The sequence below is a fragment of the Marcopretia estuarina LEGE 06307 genome (assembly GCF_056633115.1).
This window is the reverse complement of record NZ_JBSJOY010000001.1, coordinates 778198-797420: the sequence shown is the minus strand read 5'-3', so window position 1 is coordinate 797420 and position 19223 is coordinate 778198. Positions and strand designations below refer to the sequence as shown.

The 19223-nt window shown below is 67.3% G+C and carries 17 protein-coding genes; 5 read left to right on the top strand and 12 right to left on the bottom strand.

The window, feature by feature from the left end:
* Window positions 1-10: 10 nt before the first annotated feature.
* Window positions 11-1678 carry a DUF3370 family protein gene (locus ACWJI3_RS04050; protein ID WP_233132968.1) on the bottom strand — a complete coding sequence of 556 codons (1668 nt, stop codon included), beginning with the start codon at window positions 1676-1678 and terminating at the stop codon, window positions 11-13.
* A 193-nt stretch (window positions 1679-1871) separates the two neighbouring features.
* Here ACWJI3_RS04050 and ACWJI3_RS04045 point away from each other — a divergent pair, with 193 nt between their 5' ends.
* Window positions 1872-2066: a sigma factor SigF gene (locus ACWJI3_RS04045; protein ID WP_094512857.1), complete on the top strand. Its 195-nt coding sequence runs from the start codon at window positions 1872-1874 to the stop codon at window positions 2064-2066.
* Here ACWJI3_RS04045 and ACWJI3_RS04040 read toward each other — a convergent pair.
* Window positions 2014-2736 carry a sigma-70 family RNA polymerase sigma factor gene (locus ACWJI3_RS04040; protein WP_480202940.1) on the bottom strand — a complete coding sequence of 241 codons (723 nt, stop codon included), beginning with the start codon at window positions 2734-2736 and terminating at the stop codon, window positions 2014-2016. The two genes, ACWJI3_RS04045 and ACWJI3_RS04040, sit on opposite strands and share 53 nt — an antisense overlap.
* A 127-nt stretch (window positions 2737-2863) precedes the next feature.
* Between ACWJI3_RS04040 and ACWJI3_RS04035 the strand changes: the two genes are divergently transcribed.
* Entirely contained in the window at window positions 2864-3058 is a 195-nt protein-coding gene (locus ACWJI3_RS04035) for a hypothetical protein (RefSeq protein ID WP_480202939.1), read from the top strand.
* Window positions 3059-3362: 304 nt separating this feature from the next.
* Here ACWJI3_RS04035 and ACWJI3_RS04030 read toward each other — a convergent pair whose 3' ends face one another.
* From ACWJI3_RS04030 to ACWJI3_RS04020, 3 genes are all read right to left on the bottom strand, one after another.
* The gene (locus tag ACWJI3_RS04030) at window positions 3363-4205 is read right to left on the bottom strand and encodes an ATP adenylyltransferase family protein (protein ID WP_233132967.1); all 843 of its coding nucleotides are present in this window, start codon (window positions 4203-4205) and stop codon (window positions 3363-3365) included.
* A gap of 19 nt (window positions 4206-4224) precedes the next feature.
* Entirely contained in the window at window positions 4225-5319 is a 1095-nt protein-coding gene (locus tag ACWJI3_RS04025; RefSeq protein WP_480202938.1) for a SpoIID/LytB domain-containing protein, read from the bottom strand.
* Window positions 5320-5468: 149 nt separating this feature from the next.
* Window positions 5469-6380 (bottom strand): NAD(P)H-dependent glycerol-3-phosphate dehydrogenase, encoded by a 912-nt coding sequence (locus tag ACWJI3_RS04020; RefSeq protein ID WP_480202937.1) that lies wholly within the window; start codon window positions 6378-6380, stop codon window positions 5469-5471.
* A 49-nt stretch (window positions 6381-6429) separates the two neighbouring features.
* On the opposite strand from ACWJI3_RS04020, the gene ACWJI3_RS04015 reads away from it, so the two are divergent.
* On the top strand, window positions 6430-7200 hold the full coding sequence (locus ACWJI3_RS04015) for an SDR family NAD(P)-dependent oxidoreductase (protein ID WP_480202936.1): 771 nt from the start codon (window positions 6430-6432) through the stop codon (window positions 7198-7200).
* Window positions 7201-7316: 116 nt separating this feature from the next.
* Here ACWJI3_RS04015 and ACWJI3_RS04010 read toward each other — a convergent pair whose 3' ends face one another.
* Window positions 7317-7709 (bottom strand): DUF2237 family protein, encoded by a 393-nt coding sequence (locus ACWJI3_RS04010; RefSeq protein WP_255100886.1) that lies wholly within the window; start codon window positions 7707-7709, stop codon window positions 7317-7319.
* A 154-nt stretch (window positions 7710-7863) separates the two neighbouring features.
* Here ACWJI3_RS04010 and ACWJI3_RS04005 point away from each other — a divergent pair, with 154 nt between their 5' ends.
* On the top strand, window positions 7864-8085 hold the full coding sequence (locus ACWJI3_RS04005; protein WP_094512850.1) for a hypothetical protein: 222 nt from the start codon (window positions 7864-7866) through the stop codon (window positions 8083-8085).
* Window positions 8086-8350: 265 nt separating this feature from the next.
* Here ACWJI3_RS04005 and ACWJI3_RS04000 read toward each other — a convergent pair whose 3' ends face one another.
* From ACWJI3_RS04000 to ACWJI3_RS03990, 3 genes are all read right to left on the bottom strand, one after another.
* A complete protein-coding gene (locus ACWJI3_RS04000) occupies window positions 8351-8623 on the bottom strand; it encodes a small RNA NsiR4-regulated ssr1528 family protein (protein WP_094512849.1) in 273 nt (90 codons plus the stop codon).
* A gap of 71 nt (window positions 8624-8694) precedes the next feature.
* Complete coding sequence (gene metH / locus ACWJI3_RS03995; protein WP_480202935.1) at window positions 8695-12438, bottom strand: methionine synthase; 3744 nt, start codon at window positions 12436-12438, stop codon at window positions 8695-8697.
* Window positions 12439-12485: 47 nt separating this feature from the next.
* Window positions 12486-13403, bottom strand: coding sequence for a branched-chain amino acid transaminase (locus ACWJI3_RS03990; protein ID WP_094512847.1), 918 nt, complete (start codon window positions 13401-13403; stop codon window positions 12486-12488).
* 77 nt (window positions 13404-13480) lie between these two features.
* Between ACWJI3_RS03990 and cobN the strand changes: the two genes are divergently transcribed.
* Entirely contained in the window at window positions 13481-17341 is a 3861-nt protein-coding gene (cobN, locus tag ACWJI3_RS03985) for a cobaltochelatase subunit CobN (protein WP_480202934.1), read from the top strand.
* Window positions 17342-17401: 60 nt separating this feature from the next.
* On the opposite strand, the gene ACWJI3_RS03980 is transcribed toward cobN, so the two are convergent.
* Genes ACWJI3_RS03980 through hemJ form a run of 3 tightly spaced genes read right to left on the bottom strand, consistent with a single transcriptional unit; the run spans window position 17402 to window position 19207 of the window.
* Complete coding sequence (locus ACWJI3_RS03980; protein WP_094512845.1) at window positions 17402-17944, bottom strand: hypothetical protein; 543 nt, start codon at window positions 17942-17944, stop codon at window positions 17402-17404.
* 29 nt (window positions 17945-17973) lie between these two features.
* Window positions 17974-18627, bottom strand: a complete 654-nt coding sequence (locus ACWJI3_RS03975) for a PHP domain-containing protein (protein WP_369803023.1) — start codon at window positions 18625-18627, stop codon at window positions 17974-17976.
* The gene (gene hemJ, locus ACWJI3_RS03970) at window positions 18617-19207 is read right to left on the bottom strand and encodes a protoporphyrinogen oxidase HemJ (RefSeq protein ID WP_094512843.1); all 591 of its coding nucleotides are present in this window, start codon (window positions 19205-19207) and stop codon (window positions 18617-18619) included. Before hemJ ends, ACWJI3_RS03975 begins: the two co-directional genes overlap by 11 nt.
* Window positions 19208-19223 lie beyond the last annotated feature (16 nt).

Below are 19223 nucleotides of genomic sequence, written 5' to 3'. Positions count from 1 at the left end.
GGGAGTGGACCTAGCGCCCCATCATCTCCCTGAGGAACCGCTGTTGGGCCTCGGCCGCTTCCCGATAACGGCCAAGCAGCACGGTCTGGGTGCCGTCGTTGGGGCCCTCACCCGGCAGCTGGTTGAGCAGGGGGAGCGGGATGGCCGGCAGCGGGCGGATCCAGGCCGGCACCAAGGTGGGCAGAAAACGGGGGGCGGCAGCCGGTGCCGGGGGTGGAGGCGTGGGACGCGCGGGTGCTGGTGCCGGGGGCGGTGCGCTGGCGGTGCGGCCGGAGGCGGGACGGGTAACCGGCACTGGGGCCGCCAGGGTGGGGGGAGCTTTGGGAGCGGGCCGTTGGCGGGCGGCTTCCGCGGCGGCGGCACGGGCCATGGCGATGCGCTGTTCCCGCTCGCGCAGCTGAGCCAGCTGGTAGCTGGGCACCACGCTCAGCAGGTGTCCGGGCGTGGCATCGGCTGGGTACACCATGCTCACCCGCACAGGGTTGTTCACACCGGGGACCAGGTTCAACGAGGCCAGAGAAAGACTCTCGCCTGAACGCAGGCCTACGTGCACGTCGTTGTAGCCCTCCTTGGTACGGATGCCGATCGAGCCGCGGAAGGCCGTGAACTGGCGGCCGTTCGCGGTGGGATGGCTCATCACCAGCTCATGGGGCCCGTTGCCTTTGAGATTCAGATCCACATCGAAACGCACGCCATAGGTGCCCACGTTGTCGAGGGAGGAATCAATCATGCGGCTGGCCAGCGGGTTCACCTGCACTTCGCGGGTGCCGAAGGTGTGGCGGTTCGTGCTCGTGAAGGGCACGTGCAATGGGCCCTGATTGAGATCGTGCACCAGGCTCGCCTGGTACTCATCGCCGATCGCCACGCCACCGACCCGTGAGAACACCTGGCCGTAGTGGATCTTTGAGAGCATGTCGAGGTAGATGCGGCCTGGCGCGAGCATCCCTTGATCCAGCACTGCGAACAGATCGGCATCAGTTTCCGGATCCTCCGCTGCCACCACCGCCATCTGGAACGGCCCGTCACTGCGGCCTTTCAGTAGGCCATTGGCGATGCCCCGGGCGGGCAGACGGGTGTGGAACAGTACCCGGCGGCTATAGGGAGGAACCACCAGGGTTTCCGGCATCTTGGGATCCAGCTCCCCGCGCAACATGATCACCGAGGTGGCATCACCCGGTCCGGTGTTCCAGGGGCGCCGCCCCAGTGGTTTCACGCCCATCAGGTGGTTGCCTAGATAAGGCGCTTCAAAGCTGTTGCGAACGGCGCCGCGCTCCATCTCAAGGGTGACAGGACGCGAGCCCGGGTTCATCACGATCGTGGCGATCGTGAGCTTGCCGCGCACATAACGGCCGCCGAGACGGCTGGCATTTTCTGGGAAATACTTGTGATGAACGTGGAGCCCGAAATCTCCGTTGAAAGTGTAAGTAGCGTTGTTGAGATATTGACGGGTTTCCGTGGCGATAGCCTGGCCAGGCGCTGTGTTCACCAGAATTCCCGGGCCGAAGACCTCCTCAGGCTGGTTGGAATGCAGCACCGGCACGGTGTTGAACGCGCCGTTGAGTGGACGGGCTGACTGGCCCGCCATCAAGGCCACGTAGGCGTGGGCGGCAGGCGCCTGCAGCACGAGCGTGCCGGCGATCACCACCAGACAGGGGCGAAGAAACCTTGTGGGAATCATGGGTCCCATTTGATTGATCTGGCGGGGGGACAACGGCAAAACGGTGGCGGTGCGGGGGTGGATGTGGTGGGCCAGTATTCCCTGCCTGCCTTTGGTTTCGACGCTTGAAGGCCGAGTTCACCAACGGGTGGGGCAGGGAACGCATGGGCACCAGAGCACTGGCTAGAACCTTCAGGCACTGTGAAATTTTCCCATGTTCCCGCCCTTTGCCTGTTACGGATCCAGCAGCGGTGATCATGAAGCGATGCGCCGCCATCATCAGCAGCGCAAGATGCGCATGCTTACCTACTGGCGCGACGGAGTGGAGCGTCAGCTCGCTGCCGTGAATGCGGCGATCAGCACCCTGGAGAAGCAGATGCAGCGTGATGGGGTACAGCCGGCGGAGTAACCACCTGCTGAAGGCCGCGGTCCAGTTCCTGCCTGAGCCGCTCCAGCCCTTTGTGCAGGGCCCTGTGCACGGTCATCGGGCTGAGCTGAAGCCGGCGGGCCGCCTCCCGCAGGCTCCGCCCCTCCAGCACCACCTGCTCCACCACTTGACGCTGCCGGTTCTCCAGCTGCGTCAGCAGGGCCATTGCCTGGGCGGTTTCGCCATCAACGCAGTCGTCGTCGTCATGGTCTGCCGCAATGCCCTCCATCGAGGCTTCGAGCGGTGCCAGGCGGCGCAGCCGCTCCAGCCGCTCGAACGTGCACCATTGGGCCACGGACAGCTCCAAGCCGCTGCGCAGTTCGGCCTCACTCGGGCTCTGCCCGAATCGCGTCTGCCAGTCACGGGTGAACTGCCGCATCCGGTCCTGAAGCTCCTGCTGACGCCGCGGCAGCCGGATGGGCGGGGCCTGATCCCGCAGGTAGTGCAGGATCGCGCCCCGGACGTGCTGGCGAGCAAAGGCGGAAAACGGCGTTCCGGTGCTTGGTTCGAACCGCTCCGCGGCGCGGATCAGGCCCAGCAGGCCCACCTGGATCAGATCATCCGCCCCTTCCCGACAAAGGGCGGCGTAGTGCAGAGCGATCGGCCGTACCAGCTCCCTGTAGGCCTCCACCCGCTGGTTGCGTTGTCGCACGGTGGCGTGCTGGCTGGCATGAGTGCCGGCATTCGTGTTCGTCCTGCGCTTCGTGGTCGGCGTGTTCGCCTTGGTGGCGTTTGTGGCCGTATGAACGGCGCTCAGGCGGCTTGCTGAAGCAGCGGTCTTGCTGCTGGTCGATCGGCCAGGCAAGAGCAAAGCCGATGCTGCAGCCGAAGCGTTGGTGGGTGGAGCGCTGATGGGTGGAGCGCTGGTTGGCGGGACACGTGTTGGCGCGACGCTCAGTGGGGTGGTGGAGCGCTGGGACGCCAGTGGGGAGCAGGTCATGAACAGGGAAGCGGAGATGAGAAGGAAGCTGTAGGGAGAACCGCCGGTCGTTCCGGCAGGTTTCTTTTCCAGAAAGATCCCTTGCTGCCACCTTGTGCAACCGTGCTTTCACTGAACTTTTTTGAAGAGGGTTCAGGACGAGACCGAGTTCTTCACCCCCAGAGCACCAACTGGAGGGTGCTGCAGGCTCCTCGTCCACAGGCTCCAAGGCGCTGAGGGTCCTTGGTCAGCCTCATCCAGACCGTTTCCTTTGCGCCTCCCGGAATCAGCCGCGGCGCACAGGGCTCGGCGAAGATCGGAGCCCACCTCCATGCCCAATCACTGGCCCACTGCCTCGCTCAGTGCCTCGTCTGAGGCGGGCCTTCCGCAGGCTCCAGCGCGGCGTCCACGGCCGGCGCCACGGCGCGGAGCAGCTGCCACGGTCCATGCTCCTTCAGCCACGGCAGATCCGACTGTTCCGTCAGCAGCAGGTAGCCAGCGAAGCCCAGCGCATTGAGGCTGAACCCGGCGGCATGTTCGCGGGTTCGCAGGATGGTGAGAAACCAGGAGCTGGTGAACAGCAGGTTGTAGGGATGGCTGGGCTCCCCACCATCCGCCGGATCACCCAGCCCGAGCTCCAGGGCATGGCGGCGGTAGAGCATCGCCAGGTCGGCGGGTCCGCCGCCCTCGGGGCGCGGGCTGAGCCGGTAGCGCCAGGGCCAGGGTGGCGCCTGGCCCTGCAGCTGGGCGCGTAGGGCGGGCTCCAGCGGGCAGTTGGGTGCCCCGCGATGGCGGGGCAACAGCTGCAGATGCCGGTGAGGCTGGCTGGCGCCGGCCCGCCCGCTGCTGTTGAAGAACCACAGACCGGTGGTGTCCGCATCGACATGGGCCACCGCCTGCCAGTCGGCCGCTCTCAGCCAGCCGCTCTGCGGCGCCCAGCCCTGGGTGATCAGCAGCAGATGGCCGGCTTGCACCGGGTACTTGTTCAGGATCACCGCATGGCTGTCGCCCAGTCGCGTCACCTCCAGTTGCCGCTCCCAGGGGAGAAACGGGTTGGGCCGGGGCCCACCGCTGCGCAGGTGGCGCGGCACGGGCGAGTCGAGCTGGCGCAGCTGGAAGGGTGCCCAGGCTCCCGGCGGCAGCACCCTGGTGACGAGCGGCACCAGGGCACCGCGTTCGCGCGCGGCCTGGCTCTGCTGCAAGGCCGTTCGCCACAGGCGCTCAGTTCGCTCCACCGATCTGCAGGCGTGCCAGCGAGGCCCCACGGTAGTAGTGGCCCAGGATCTCGTTGTAACGCCGGCCCGCGAGGGCCAGTTCCTGGGCGCCTTCCTGGCTCATGCTCGCTCCCAGGTGCCCGTGCGCTTCCAGCGTGATCTGGCTGTTGGCCGCATACAGGCTTTCCACAATGCCCCCCTGGTAGCTGAGGATTAAGCCGTTGGTGCGCGCGGCAGCTTCGGTGGTGCGGCCATTCACCGAGGTGAGGCCCCGGTAGGCCTGCCAGCGGGTGGTGTCCCCCAGATGCCAGAACTTATTGGCCGGTCGGGCCAGGTGGGCCAGGGCGTAGGAGCGGGCCGCCACCGCCTGGGCCTTGAGGGCCTCCATCGACCAGGACGTGGGCATTTCCGCCCCCACCACCGAGGCGATGTAGGCCTCCAGTGGCAGGTGATTGATCGGTGTGATGCCTTCCCGCTCCGCCAGCAGACGCAGGCGACCGGTGTACGGCTGGCCGTTCACCAGCAACGCTTCCCCGGGTGCGGTGTCCAACCAGAGATCGTTGGCGCCGGTGCCGGCGCTGAGATCGACAGGGCTGCGGGCCTGACCCTGGGCCAGCACCTGCCCGTCGCCGTTGCGCAGCCACCAGGGGCCGGTGGCCGAAAAGCTGGGCTGGCCGGCCTGACGCAGCAGGGCCACCCGCACCTCAAGCGGAACCGGGCGGCCAGCGGCCGGTTCCACCAGGGAGGCGGGGGCATCCGGCAGCTGGGCCGGAGCGGGAGGCTGCTGGGCGCGGCGCGCTTCGATCGCCCGCAGGCGGCTCTCCTCACCCGCCGGGTCGGTGGCTTCGCCGGTGGTGCTGGCCGGCAGCAGCGCCTCCATCACCCGTGCGTCAAGGTCGGGCTTCGGCTGGCTGAACGATTGGGCATAGAAGCCGATGCCCAGAGCCACCACGCTCAAGGGTGTGGTGAGCAGCAGCGTGGTGCGGCGTTGAGGGCTGAGAGTCCGCTGCAGGCGTCGCGCCAGCCGCTCGCTGCCGAGCTTCAACGGACGCAGGGCACGTGCGCCCTGTGCCACCAACTGCTGCCCTGCCGGCCAGTTCATGAACCTTTCCCTCTGTTCACATCCCTGTCCCACTAGTCGTTGGAGCGATCATGGCTGAGAACGGCCGCGAACATACGGTTGTCGCGCAGACGTGGGCCCTGGATGGGCGCTGGTAGGAGCTGTGGGGCCTCTGGATGTGGCCCTGCGACTCACACCCATTCCCGGCGCAGATCGCGCTCCATCAGCGCCCGCACGGCTTCCTGCGGGGTGTTGCGCCGCTGCAGCAGGCCCACCACCTGCTCACAGATCGGCAGGTGCAGGGCATGCCGATGGGCCAGCACCAGCGCGGCTTCGGCCGTGGCGGGTCCCTCCACCGTGGCGCCGATGCGGGTGAAGGCCGCCGCTGCAGAGTCACCTTCGGCCAGATGCAGCCCGAAGCGGTAGTTGCGGCTCAGGGGGCTGTTGGCGGTGGCCAGGAGGTCGCCAAGGCCGGCCAGGCCGTAGAGGGTGGCGGGATCGCCGCCCAGCAGCTGGCTGAGCCGCCCCATTTCGGCCAGCCCGCGGGTCAGCAGGGAGGCCTTGGCATTGGCCCCCAGCCCGAGACCATCGCAGATGCCGGCCGCCACCGCCATGACGTTCTTGAGCGCGCCGGCCAGTTCGGTGCCGATCGGATCGGCGTTGGTGTACAGCCTCAGCCGCTGGCTGCTGAGCTGGCGTTGCAGCTCGCTGGCCAGTTCGGTGTGGATGGAGGCCAGCACGCTGGCGGCCGGCAGGCCCTGATCCAGCTCAGCCGCCAGGTTGGGCCCGCTCAGCACCAGGCACGCCAACGACGGAATGGCCTGCTGCCACAACTGGCTGGCTGTGCAGTGCTGCTGAAGGTCGATGCCCTTGCTGCAGCTCACCAGGGGCACAGCCCCGGGCCAGCCGGCGCTCAGCTGCTGCGCCAGCGCCGGCACCCCGGCCATGGCCACCGCTGAGAGCACCAGGTCCTGCCGCTGGAGCACCGCGGCTGGATCGCTGCCATGGGAGCGCGACCACACCGCGAGCTCATGGCCCTGCTGGCGCAGCACGCTGGCCAGGGTGCGCCCCCAGGCCCCTTGCCCCAGAACGGCGATCCTCATTGCCATCGCGCCATCATGCGCCATCCCCTCCACCGCTTCGCCCCAGGTGTTGCCCCCGCTCCCGTCCCGGCCGTCCCTCAGCAGCTGGAACGGCCATGCCCTGGTGGTGGGTGCCGGCGGCATCGGCCGCGCCCTGGTGCAGGCCCTGGCCGAGCGGGCCCCCGGGCTCTGCCTCTGGGGCGCCAGCCGCCGCGGCTGGCCTGCCCGGCCGGGAGAGCCGCAGCTGGGCGCGCGCGCCCTGCAGCTCGACCTCTGCGCCGACGCCAGTCTGCAGGCCGCTGCCGCCACGCTGCAGGCCCAGGCCGGCACCTTGCGCCTCGTGATCAACACGGCGGGCCTCCTGCACGACGGCCCGGCTCTGCAACCGGAAAAGCGGCTCAGCCAGCTGAACCGCGCCGCCCTGGAGCGAGTGTTCGCGGTGAATGCCTACGGCCCGATTCTGCTGGCCCAGGCCCTGGAGCCGCTGCTGCCGGCCGCAGAGCCGGCGCTGTTCGCCAGCCTGTCAGCACGGGTCGGCAGCATCGGCGACAACGGCCTGGGGGGCTGGTACGGCTACCGCAGTGCCAAGGCCGCCCAGAATCAGTTGCTGCGTTGCCTGGCCCTGGAGTGGCGCCGCCGCCGACCCCTCGCCACTGTGACCCTGCTGCATCCCGGCACCACGGCCACCGATCTCTCAGCGCCTTTCCGCAGCGGCGTGCCGCCGGAGCGCCTGTTCAGCCCCGAGCGAGCCGCCCACCACCTCCTGGACGTGCTGGAACTGCAGGGGCCGGAGCAGAGCGGCAGCTTCCTGGCCTGGGACGGGAGCCCGGTTCCGTGGTGAAGGCGGGGTGTGAAGACGGTGGAGTGTTCGGCTGACGCGGGCTGATGTGACCGGGGTGACGTGAAGGGTGGTGCAGGTGGTGGGAGAGAGGTGATGCCGCTGCTGCGGCGCGGCGCTCACCCCACGTGGGCCAGCTCCTTCAGCAACTCCAGCGGGATCACCTCAAGTGCAGACGCTTCCGTGGCCTCCAGCCGCACCGGCGGCGCCACCCCGTCCTGGTAGGCCTCTAGCCAGCGGGCGGCACAGATGCACCAGTGGTTTCCGGGCTGAAGACCCGGAAAGCCGTAGGCCGGCATCGGTGTGGAAAGGTCGTTGCCGCGGGAACGGCTGTAGCGCAGGAAGACATCGTTCACCACACAGCAGACGGTGTGGCGTCCCGTGTCGCTGCTGTCGGTACGGCAGAAACCATCGCGGTACCAGCCGGTGCGGGGTGTGCATCCGCAGATCTCAAGCGTCTCACCGAGCACATTGCGGGCCACCACTGGCGCTGAAGAAGAACGCGGTTCCACGGATCGTGCCGAAATCATCCCAAAGTCTGCAGGACCAATGGCGGGAATGGCCCTGGGAGGTTGACGGAATCGGGGGTGCAGGCGTTAAAGGTCATTGTGCAGTGGTGCTGGAAGGCTCCCTTCTGCCGCCCTTACGACTTGCGATACCCCCTTCATGAGCTGGGATTTCACCGAAGATGCTGCCTTCATGGCGCTGCTCGACGCCTTCAAGGAAAGCGGTGAAAGCTCCGCGATGGAGTTTCTTGCCCACGGTGAAGGCGCTTTCCATTTCCAGGAGCTCACCCAGAATGCCGCCGGTGAGGGGGTCGACCTGAGTGATTCGACCGATCTCCAGGCGTTTCAACAAGAGGTGATCGACACCCTCGAAGATCTCTGATCCGGCTATGGCGCTGAAACCTCTCCGTTCGGTGCGTTGCCTTGATGGCTCGCTGACGGAGCTTCGGTGTGAAAGGTTCTGTGTCGAACCCGCATGGCTGAATGCTGAGGGCCAGTGGCTCCCGGCCAAAGGCTTGGGGCTGAGATAAACGCATCGCTTGAACTGCCGCCTGCTGGTTGCGCTGACGCGGCGGAATCAAGCGCTGACTCAACGCAGGGCACGTCAGCGGCCCGGTTCCTCCAGTAGCTGATTGAACCCAAGCGATTCAGCCGTAGAAGAAGGCGATTTCCTTGTCCTTGAGGCCATCCCAGCCGGCGGCCTTGAGGCGGGCATCAAGGCTGGCCTGATCGAAATGCTTGGCCCCGGTTTTCACCACCCGGTTGCGCATCGATTTCTTCACGCCGCTGCGGGCCCGTTGGGCCTCCAGTGCCATCACCTCGCGGTACAGGCTCAGCATCTCGGCCGGAATCGGCGAGCCGTCAAGGTCGAGTCCGGCTGCGATGGCCGCATCCACTCCGTCAGGTCCGGCAATGGCCATAGCAGCAGTGCAAGAGAGCCTCCCCAGCCTGCCACCGCGCCCCTACCTGCCATCGCCTCGGGATGGCTTCCTCAGGCGCTGAAGTAGCGCGCCTGGCTGTGCAGGGCCACTAGGGCGGTGGTGCTCTGCTCAGGCTCCAGCTGGTCGCTTTCGTCCATGCTCAGCCCGATGCGCTCCGCCCCCAGCCACTGCAGCTGGGGACGGGAATCGGCCACGTTGGGGCAGGCGGGATAGCCGAAGGAGTAGCGGCTGCCGCGATAGCGCTGGGCAAGCACATCGCGCAGGGCGCTGGGTTCCTCGGCGACGAAGCCCATTTCGCGTCGGATGCGTGCATGGGTCCACTCGGCCAGCGCTTCTGCCATCTGCACCCCCAGACCGTGGAAATAGAGATAGTCGGTGTAGCGATCGGCGGCGAAGAGTTCGCGCGCGAAGACTGTGGCCTTCTCCCCCATCGTGACGGCCTGCATCGGCAGCACATCGGTGGGCCGCCCCTGGCGGAGGTCGCGGTAGAAATCGGCGACGCAGTAGCGGTTGCCGCCCCTCTGGCGCGGCAGCTCGAAACGGCCCAGCTCCCGCTCAGGCGCGGCCGGATCGAAGACCACCAGCGCATTGCCGAGCCGGCCACAGGGGAAGTAGCCGTAGGCCACCCGTGGAGTGAGCAACTTCTCCTCCAGGCAGCGCTGCATCCAGTGCTGCAACACCGGTTCGGCCTTGGCCGCCAGCATCTGCTCGTAGTCGTCGCGGCTCTGCTGCTGCGTCTTGCGCAACTGCCACTGGCCGGCGAACAGGGCGTTGCGATCCAGGTAGCCGAACACCTCAGCCAGCGGAATCGCCTGCTCATCGAGCACGCGGCTGCCCAGGAACGGCGGCTGGATGGCGGCCTCTTCTGGAACGGCCTCGGAGCGATGGTCGTTGAGCGGCGCTGCTGCGCTGGATGGCGTCTCTGGCACGACTGCGGCAGCCGCTGGGTCCTCGGTTTCAGGGGCTGCCTGGGGCGCTGGGGGCGATCCTGGGGCTGCTTGGGCTGCTGCTGATCCAGCGACTGCTGGTGCCTCCTCTGCACTGCCGGGGGCGGTTGTCGTGGCGTCATCGGCGGTGTCTTCGCCGCGCTCCAGCCCGAGTCCGGCCGGAATCTCGCCGCTGAAGCCTTCCGCATCGCTCCAGCGGTTGTTCTGCTTGGCCTCCACCAGCGCATCCATGAAGCGCAGGTCGGCGAAGGCATCCCGGCCGTAGATCACCTGCCCCCGGTAGACCGCGCGGCAATCCTTGTTGACGAAGCGAGGCGTCAACGCCGCTCCACCAAGAATCACCGGCACCTGAATGCCAGCCTCATTGAAGGCCTGGAGGTTGTCTTTCATGAAGGCGGTGGACTTCACCAGGAGGCCGCTCATGGCGATGCAATCGGCCTGGTGCAGTTTCTGGGCTTCGATGATCGCTTCCACCGACTGCTTGATGCCGAGATTCACCACCTCATAACCGTTGTTGGTGAGAATGATGTCCACCAGATTCTTGCCGATGTCATGAACGTCACCTTTTACTGTGGCGATCAGAAACTTGGCCTTGGCGCTACTCTCCCCTTCCACCCGCTCCATGAAGGGTTCAAGGAACGCCACGGCGAACTTCATCGTCTCAGCGCTCTGCAACACGAAGGGCAACTGCATCTGGCCGGAACCGAACAGCTCACCCACCACCTTCATGCCATCGAGCAGGAAGGTGTTGATGATCTGCAGCGGCGGGTACTTGGCGAGGGCTTCGTTGAGTGAAGCTTCGAGGCCGATGCGCTCCCCATCGATGATGTGCTGGGTGAGGCGTTTCTCCACCTCCAGATCCGCCAGCTGCGGCCCCGCGTCGCGTGCTTCCCGGGCGCTCACCCCCTCGAACAGGGTGCTGAGCGTGGTGAGCGGGTCGTAGACGCAGACATCCCCGTCGAAACGGCGTGCATCTGCGATCAGATCACGGCATACCTGTTGGTGTTCCTCGCTGATCTTGATCAGCGGCAGGATCTTGGCCGGGCTGATGATCGCCGCATCCATGCCGGCGGCACAGCACGCGTGCAGAAACACGGAGTTGAGCGTGATCCGCGCCGCTGGTGACAGCCCGAAGCTGATGTTGCTCACCCCCAGCACCACATGCACGCCAGGAAGCTCGCTGCGGATGCGGCGGATCGCCTCGATTGTGGCGGCTCCATTAAGGCGGTCTTCCTCGATGCCGGTGGAGATCGGCAGCGCCAGGGGGTCGTAGAAGATTTCGTGCGCTGGAATGCCGAATTCCAGGGCATCGCGATAGGCGCGCTGGGCAATGGCGAACTTGCGCTCGGCGGTGCGCGCCATTCCCTCTTCATCAATCGTGCCGATCACCACGGCAGCGCCGTAGCGCCGTGCCAGTTCCAGCACCTTGAAGAAGCGCTCATCCCCATCTTCGTAGTTGGTGGAGTTCAGCAGACATTTCCCGCCTGCCACCTTCAGGCCAGCTTCCATCTTCTGCCACTCGGTGGAATCGAGCATCAGCGGCAGATTCACGTTCGTGACCAGCCGGCTGACCAGCTCATGCATGTCACGCTCACCGTCGCGGCCCACATAATCAACGTTGACGTCGAGCACGTGGGCGTTTTCCTTCACTTGGCCGCGTGCCACGGCCACCAGCCCGTCCCAGTCTTCTGCGTTGAGCAGATCACGCACCTTGCGCGAGCCGCTGGCGTTGAGCCGCTCACCGATGATCAGGAACGAGTTGTCCTGGTGGTATGGCGTGACGCCATAAATCGAGGCGGCCGCAGGTTCGTAGTGGAAAGCCGGCCGCTCCAGCCGTTGCTCCGGACGCCGCACGGCCCGCGGGCGGGGTAGCAGATCGGCGGTGAGCTCGGAGAGGGCTGCGATGTGGGCGGGGGTGGTGCCGCAGCAACCGCCGATCACCTGCACGCCGAGATCATTGACGAAGTGCATCAGCTGCAGCTTCAGCTCCAGCGGTGTCAGCCGGTAGTGGGCCACGCCGCCCACGTTTTCGGGCAGCCCGGCGTTGGGAATGCAACTCACCACGAACGGACTGTGCTCGCTCAGGTAGCGCATGTGCTCCTTCATCTGCTCGGGCCCGGTGGCGCAGTTGAGGCCGAGCACATCGATCGGGAACGGCTCCAGGATCGACACCACCGCGGCGATGTCGGAGCCCACGAGCATGGTGCCGGTGGTTTCCATCGTGACCGACACCATCAGCGGCCGCCGCTGCCCGGTGGCGCTGAAGGCCGCTTCAATTCCCTGCAGGGCAGCCTTGATCTGCAGCACGTCCTGGCACGTTTCCACGATCAGCAGGTCCACGTCGCCCGCAATCAGGCCTTCCGCCTGCTCCCGGAAGGCGTCGCGCATCGTGTCGAAGTCGATGTGCCCAAGCGTGGGCAACTTGGTGGTGGGCCCCATCGAGCCGGCCACGAAGCGGGGTTTGGCGGGGCTGCTGTATTCAGCAGCGCAGGCGCGGGCCAGTTCGGCCGCCCGCTTGTTGATCATGAAGGCCTGGTCTTCCAGGCCGTATTCGGCCAGCACGATCGAGGCGGCGCCGAAGGTATTGGTTTCGATCACATCACAGCCGGCCTCCAGGAACTGGCGGTGCACGGCTTGCACGGCATCCGGCCGGGTGAACACCAGCTGCTCGTTGCATCCCTCCAGGGCTGCGCCACCGAAGTCGGCGGCGCTGAGATCCATCTGCTGGAGTGAGGTGCCGGTGGCCCCGTCAAACACCAGCACCGGCCGCTCAGGTGCGTGGAGACGCTCCAGAAACCCCATGCGCTGGGTCGCTGGCGCCCCTGCCTGCTGCACCGCTGCCGTCATCGATTACGCGCTCAAGGCCAGCTGTCACTGTAGGAAGTGCCGCTGGCTTACCCATCGAGCCGCACGCGGGTCACCCAGTGCTCGTAGGCCGGATCGCGGCCCTCGGTGATCGCGGTGAGGGCGCTGCGCAGCTTCTCCATGATCGGCCGCGGTCCAGCCAGATCCGTTGTTTCCACCCGGCGCACTGGCGTGACCCGGGCGGCGGTGCCGCTGAGGAACACCTCGTCGGCGACGAACAGCTCCGTTTTGTCGACCGCGCGTTCCAGGGTGGGGATGCCCATGGCCTGCGCCAGCTCGAGGATGCTGGCGCGGGTGATCCCCTCGAGGATGTCCTGGTCGACGCCGGGGGTGATCAGCACGCCGTCGCGCACCATGAACAGGTTCATGCCGCTGGCTTCGCTTACCTTGCCGCGGCTGTTGAGCAGCAGCGCTTCATCAAAGCCGCTCTTGACCGCTTCAGTTTTGGCCAGGGAGCTGGTGATGTACGCGCCGCTGATCTTCCCGCGCAACGGCAGGGAGCGGTCCTCCTGGCGGCACCAACTGCTGATGCGGCAGCTCACCCCATCGGGGGAGAGGTAATCGCCGAGTTCGATGCCGTAGATCAGGAAATCTGTCTCGATGTCGTGGAGGCGTGGCGCGATTCCCAGATCGCTGGTATACACGAACGGCCGCAGATAGATCGGGGTGGTGGGACGGTTCGCCTGCAGGAACTGCTGAATCGCATCGAGAATCGTGGCCTCCGGCAGCTCGGCCAACAGCAGCCGCGCGCTCTGGGAGAGGCGGCGCGTGTGCCGATCGGCGCGGAACAGCAGGATCTCGTTGGGATCTGCCGGGTTGGGCAGGGCCCGCATGCCGCCGAACGCGCCGGTTCCGTAATGGAGGGCGTGGGTGGCCACTGAAATCGTGGCTTCACCGAAGGGAACACAGCGGCCGCCGAACCAGGCGTAAGGAAGAAACTTCTGCATGCGGAAGCGCGTGGAGATGCGGCGCCGGCGGCGTTCGCTGGTGAGATCTTCTCACTGCCGGGGCCGAAGATGGCGTGATGCACCGTCTTGCCGTCGTTCCAGGCCTGCCTTCCGGCTTCGAGGACTCCGCCTTCGTGGAGCAGGAGTCCACGCCGTTGCTGGTGCTCAGCAGTTCAGACACCGATCTCCAGACCCTGGCCGCCGTTCTTGCCCGGCAGCCCAGTGCGGTGCCGGTGCGGGGGCTGAACCTGGCCGCGCTGGCTGCGCCGGCGGTCCTCGATCACTACATCGCCACCAGCCTGTCCACCACCCGCGTGGTGTTGGTGCGGCTGCTCGGTGGAAGAGGCCACTGGAGTTACGGGCTGGAGCAGCTGCATGCCTGGGCGGAGCACCAACCCGGGCGCCAGCTGATCGTGGCGGCCGGCACGGCCGATCAGGAGCTGGAGCTGGCCAGCCTTGGCAACGGGCCTGAGGAGATGGCCGTGGCGATCAGCCGCTGCCTGCGCGAGGGCGGTGCTGACAACCTGCGCCGCGTGCTCGACAGCCTGGAGGCGCTCGCCGCTGGCCAGGCGGCGCCAGCGCCGGTGCCCTTGCCCCTGGCCGACCCCCTTCCCCACGACTGGCGGGCCGACCCGGGGGCACGGGTGGGGGTGATCCTCTACCGCGCCCTGTTGCAGGCCGGCGACGATCAGCTGGCCACCGTCCTGCTCCAGGCCCTGCGCCGCCAGGGACTCTGCCCGCGGGCGCTGTGGGTGAGTGGCCTGAGGGATCCGGCTGTCCAGCAGGGGGTGGCCGACCTGCTGCATAGAGAGGGGGTGCAGGGCGTGCTGTGCACCACCTCCTTTGCCTCGGTGCAGTTCGAGGAAGCGGGTCTGGGTGCCCCGCTCTGGGACCGCCTCAACGTGCCGGTGATTCAGGTGCTCTGCAGCACCCGCAGCCGTGAGCAATGGGCTGCCAGCAGCATCGGCCTCGGCCCGCTCGATCTCAGCCTGCAGGTGGCTCTGCCCGAGCTTGACGGACGCATCACCAGCCGGGTCGGTGCCTTCAAGGAGCTGGAGCGGGCCGATGCCTCGCTTTCGGCAGCGCTGATGCACTACCAGCCGGATCCGGAACGGCTCGACTGGATCGCCCGCCTGCTGGCGGCCTGGGTGGAGCTGCGCCTCACCCCGGTGAAGCAGCGCCGTGTGGCCCTGGTGTTGGCCAACTACCCCACCCGCAACAGCCGCCTGGCCAATGGCGTGGGCCTCGACACCCCCGCCAGCGCCGCGGCGATGCTCCGCTGGCTGGCGGAGGCCGGCTACGACCTGGGCGTGACCCCCACGGACCTGCCCGCGGAACTGACGACAGGCCTTCCCGCTGACGGGGATGCCCTGATCCAGCAGCTGCTGGCCGCACGCACCAACGACCCGGAAAGCCAGCACCGGCCGCCGCTCGATCACCTGCCCCTGGCGACTTATCTCGCCTGGTACCAGCAACTCCCGGCGGCGGGCAGGGCCGTGCTGGAGACCCGCTGGGGGCCGCCCGCTGCCGATGAGGGCCTGGAGCAGGGGCCGGCGGGTGCCGGCTTCCCGATCCGAGGTCTGCGCTTCGGCGCCGTGGCCGTGCTGGTGCAGCCGGAGCGGGGCTACGGCCGCGACCCCAGCCTCAGCTATCACTCCCCCGACCTGCCGCCCACCCATGCCTACCTGGCCCAGTATTTGTGGCTGCGCCAGGTGGCCGCCAGCCAGGTGGTGGTCCACGTGGGCAAGCACGGCAACCTGGAATGGCTCCCCGGCAAGGGGCTCGGCCTCTCCGATCAGTGCTTCCCCGAGTGGGCGCTGGGGCCCATGCCCCACCTGTATCCGTTCATCGTCAACGATCCGGGCGAAGGCTCCCAGGCCAAGCGCCGCGCCCAGGCGGTGATCCTCGATCACCTCACCCCTCCGCTCGATCGGGCCGGGCTGCACGGGCCCCTGCAGGAGCTCGAAGCCCTGCTCGACGAGTACTGGGAGGCCCGCCAGCTGGGCAGCGAGCGCGTCGCTCCCTTACGGGAGCGGCTCGCCGGGCTGCTCGCCTCCCTGGAGCTGCCCGCGCATGCCGCTGCTGGAGACGGCACATCTGCAGATCGATCAGCTGCAGACAGATCATTCGCGGCCGGCGCTGCTGTGGGATCCGCCTCTGCCCAGGCCATCGATGATCTTGAAGCGCGTCTCGATGGCGCCGATGGCTACCTGTGTGAGCTGAAGGAAGCTCAGATCCGCACCGGCCTGCATGTGTTCGGCCACCTGCCTGGTCCCCAGCCCTTGCTGGAGCTGCTGCTGTGCCTGGTGCGGCCCCCCCTGGCCGAGGGCCCTGGTCTCACCCAGGCCTTGGCCGCTGATCTGCAACTGGAGCTGGACCCGTGGGCGGATGCCGAGGAGGCGCCACTCAGCGTGGCGGATCGCCTCCGCCTCCAGGCGTCTCCCGCGGCCGCCGTCTCTGACCCGGCCTCTCCCTCTGCCCCGACCGCCCTGCGCCGCTGTGGTGATGCCGTTGCCCTGCTGGAAGCACAGGCCCTCGATCTGCTGAAGCCGCTGCTGGCGCCCACCACCGCCACTGCCGCTTCTGCAGCGGTGGTGGTGGGACCAACAACCCAAGCTGTGCTGGAGCGTGTGCGGCGTCAGCTGCTGCCGCGCCTGCTGGCCTGTGCCAGCGCCGAGCGTCAGGCCCTGCTGCGGGGCCTGGCCGGGGAACGCATTGCCGCCGGGCCCTCCGGGGCGCCCACACGCGGCCGCCCTGATGTGCTGCCCACCGGCCGCAACTTCTACAGCGTGGATCTGCGCGGGCTGCCCACCGAAGCCGCCTGGGACCTGGGGCGTCGCAGCGCCGCCCTGCTGCTGGAAGCCCACCTGCAGCAGGAGGGAGACGACCTGCGCCACCTGGCCCTGTCGGTGTGGGGCACCGCCACGATGCGCAATGGCGGCGAGGACATCGCCCAGGCGCTGGCGCTGATGGGGGTGCGGCCGGTGTGGGACGGACCGACCCGGCGGATGGTGGATCTGGAGGTGATTCCGCTCAGCCTGCTGCAACGCCCCCGGGTGGATGTGACGCTGCGCATCTCCGGCCTCTTCCGCGATGCTTTCCCGCAGCTGGTCGACTGGATGAATCAGGCCAGCCGCCGGGTCGCTGCTCTTGATGAAGACGAGTGGCACAACCCGCTGGCAGCCCATGCCCGCCAGGAAGGCCACAGCGGCAGGGTGTACGGCTCGGCGCCGGGGGCCTATGGGGCGGGGCTTCAGGGACTGATCGACAGTGGTCAGTGGGAGCAGCGGGGCGATCTCGGTGAGGCCTTCCTCAACTGGAGCGGCTGGCGTTACGACGCCAGCGGTGACGGCCGTTGCGAGGCCAGCCCCGATCGTGAGGGGCTGGAGCAGCGGTTGCGTCAGGTGGAGGTGGTGCTCCACAACCAGGACAACCGTGAGCACGACCTGCTGGATTCCGACGACTACTACCAGTTCCAAGGAGGGCTCAGCGCCGCCAGCGAACGGGTGCGCGGCAGCGCTCCGGCCCTCTGGTTCGCCGATCATTCGCGCCACCAGCGGCCGCGCGTGCACCGGCTGGAGCATGAATTCGACAAGGTGCTCCGCTCACGCGTGCTGAACCCGCGCTGGATTCAGGGCATGCTTGCCCACGGATACAAGGGCGGTTTCGAGTTGGCCGCCAGCCTCGATTACCTGTTCGCCTACGACGCGAGCACGGGCCGGGTGCCGGATTGGAGCTATGGCGCCATCTGCCGCCAGTGGCTGCAGGACGACGACGTGTTGCAGGCGCTGCGGCAGTCGAACCCGTGGGCGCTGCGGGACATGGCCGAGCGGCTGCTGGAGGCCGCCAACCGCGAGCTGTGGCAGGGAGCGGACCCTGCTCAGCTTGAACACCTGAAGGCCTTGGTGATCGGCAGCGAAAGCCTGATCGAAACCTGAACAAGTGAACCGCGGCCACTCACATTCGAAGGAGTGAACCGCGGCCGCTTACCAAGCCGATCAGTTGTTGAGGTCGCGGGCCATGGCCTTGAACGGGTCAATGTCGCCAGGCTTGGCCGGCTTCTGGGTGAACTGGGGCTGGGAACTGCCGGCGGCATCGGCCTTGCGCCCTGCAGAGCTGCCGCCGGGCGTGTTGACGGCGACTGCCGCGCCCTTGAGCCGCTGACCAAGTTCAGCGGAGGTGAGGCGGGCCGCGAAGGTTTTCTTCACCGGCTTGGGCACGCCACCGGTGAGGCTGGTGTTGGATTCAGGCGATGCGTTCACCGGCAGGCCGCTGCTGGCTTTCTCCAGCCGCGCCGACATCGAATCGACTTCCTGCACCATCTCCTTTTCACCCGGATTGTCGGCATTGCCGGGGAAGGTGCGCCGGATTTTGTTGGAGCGCCGCATGTACTCCACGTTGCCCATGGAGCTGGAGGTGTCGGGGTCGAGGAAGAACGTCTGTTCGCCAGCCTTGGCGGCGGGCTTCTCGGGTTTGGCCGGCTTGGAGGAGAAGCTGGCGTCCTTGGTACCGATGTTCAACAGACGATCGAAGAGACCCATGGTGAGGAAACGGAAACCTGTGATGAACCCTAGCGGCCTGACAAGGCCAGTCCATGGGTATCGGTGCCACAACTTCTCAGCAAACCCAGGCTCTGCAGCTGGCTGGCGATTGCGTCGCACACCAACGGTGTGGGCTGCCAGCGGCTGGTCAGGTCGTAGTCGTAGAAGGCTTCGGCCCCATCGAAGCCGAGCTCTGCCGCCGCCGCGATCAGCTGCTGGTGGGGACGCCGGTAGCGGGCCGGATGGGCCAGCAAGGCCAGGCCACCGGCGGCATGAATCGCTTCCCGCACCTTGCCGGCGCGCAGCCCTGGCCCCACCACCGCATGGCCGCGCACGTAAGGCGCCAGGGCCGGGTGGTGCAGCTCGAAGCCCAGGGCCAGCACATGCACCAGGCAGCCCTCCAGCAGGCAGCTGATTTCCACTCCACTCCAAAGCTGCGGCACCCGCTGCCCCAGTCGCTGGCGCTCCTCCAGGTGAGCCCGAGCCGGTTGGTAGGCCGCGATGCTGTGGTGATCGGTGACGGCGAAATGCTCAAGGCCCATCGCCAGCGCCTGGTCGGCCACGGCGGCCGGTTCGAGGCTGCCGTCGCTGCAATGGGTGTGGCAATGGAAGTTGAGCCTGGTGGGGCAGCTCTGCGCGTCCACCGCCGCCAGCACCTCCACGAGTGGGTGGTCAGCCGGCACCTGCGATCGCCTCCCGTTCGGAACGCAGCCGCCGCCAGCGGGCATAGAACTGGATCGAGGCCGCCATCGCCACCACCAGGGCCACCAGGAACCAGGTGGCAGCTCCCGTGGGGAACTGGGCCTTGAACACCACCAGCATCACCACCAGCACCAGCATCAGGGTGGGCAGCTCATTGAGCGCCCGCAGCTGCCTGCCACTCCAGCGACAGGTGCCCGCCTTGAGCTGCCCCATCAGGCGATAGCAGAACCAGTGGTACACGAGCAGGGCCAGCACCACGGCCAGCTTGGCGTGCATCCAGCTCTGTTTCAGCCAGATCGGCTGCACCAGCAGCAACCCCACCGCCATCGTCACCGCCACCACCATGCCGGGCGTGGTGATGATGTTGGCCAGCCGGCGCTCCATCAGCTCGTACTGGCTGTGGAAAGCGGCGCGCAGGGGCTCGTCCAGCGCTTCGGCTTCCACGTGATAAATGAACAGGCGCACCAGATAGAAGAGTCCGGCGAACCACACCACCACGCCCACAATGTGGAGGGTCTTGAACCAGAGGTAGGCCTCGGGGGGCAGGGCCAGGGCCGGCATCGGCAGCGAAGGGATG

Excerpts from the sequence above, each read along its gene's own strand:
- hemJ (WP_094512843.1), bottom strand. The coding sequence starts at position 19,207 with ATGCCGGCCCTGGCCCTGCCCCCCGAGGCCTACCTCTGGTTCAAGACC.
- ACWJI3_RS03980 (WP_094512845.1), bottom strand. The coding sequence starts at position 17,944 with ATGGGTCTCTTCGATCGTCTGTTGAACATCGGTACCAAGGACGCCAGC.
- ACWJI3_RS03990 (WP_094512847.1), bottom strand. The coding sequence starts at position 13,403 with ATGCAGAAGTTTCTTCCTTACGCCTGGTTCGGCGGCCGCTGTGTTCCC.
- ACWJI3_RS04025 (WP_480202938.1), bottom strand. The coding sequence starts at position 5,319 with ATGAACTGGCCGGCAGGGCAGCAGTTGGTGGCACAGGGCGCACGTGCC.
- ACWJI3_RS04020 (WP_480202937.1), bottom strand. The coding sequence starts at position 6,380 with ATGAGGATCGCCGTTCTGGGGCAAGGGGCCTGGGGGCGCACCCTGGCC.
- cobN (WP_480202934.1), top strand. The coding sequence starts at position 13,481 with ATGCACCGTCTTGCCGTCGTTCCAGGCCTGCCTTCCGGCTTCGAGGAC.
- ACWJI3_RS04005 (WP_094512850.1), top strand. The coding sequence starts at position 7,864 with ATGAGCTGGGATTTCACCGAAGATGCTGCCTTCATGGCGCTGCTCGAC.
- ACWJI3_RS04050 (WP_233132968.1), bottom strand. The coding sequence starts at position 1,678 with ATGATTCCCACAAGGTTTCTTCGCCCCTGTCTGGTGGTGATCGCCGGC.
- metH (WP_480202935.1), bottom strand. The coding sequence starts at position 12,438 with ATGACGGCAGCGGTGCAGCAGGCAGGGGCGCCAGCGACCCAGCGCATG.
- ACWJI3_RS04000 (WP_094512849.1), bottom strand. The coding sequence starts at position 8,623 with ATGGCCATTGCCGGACCTGACGGAGTGGATGCGGCCATCGCAGCCGGA.
- ACWJI3_RS04045 (WP_094512857.1), top strand. The coding sequence starts at position 1,872 with ATGTTCCCGCCCTTTGCCTGTTACGGATCCAGCAGCGGTGATCATGAA.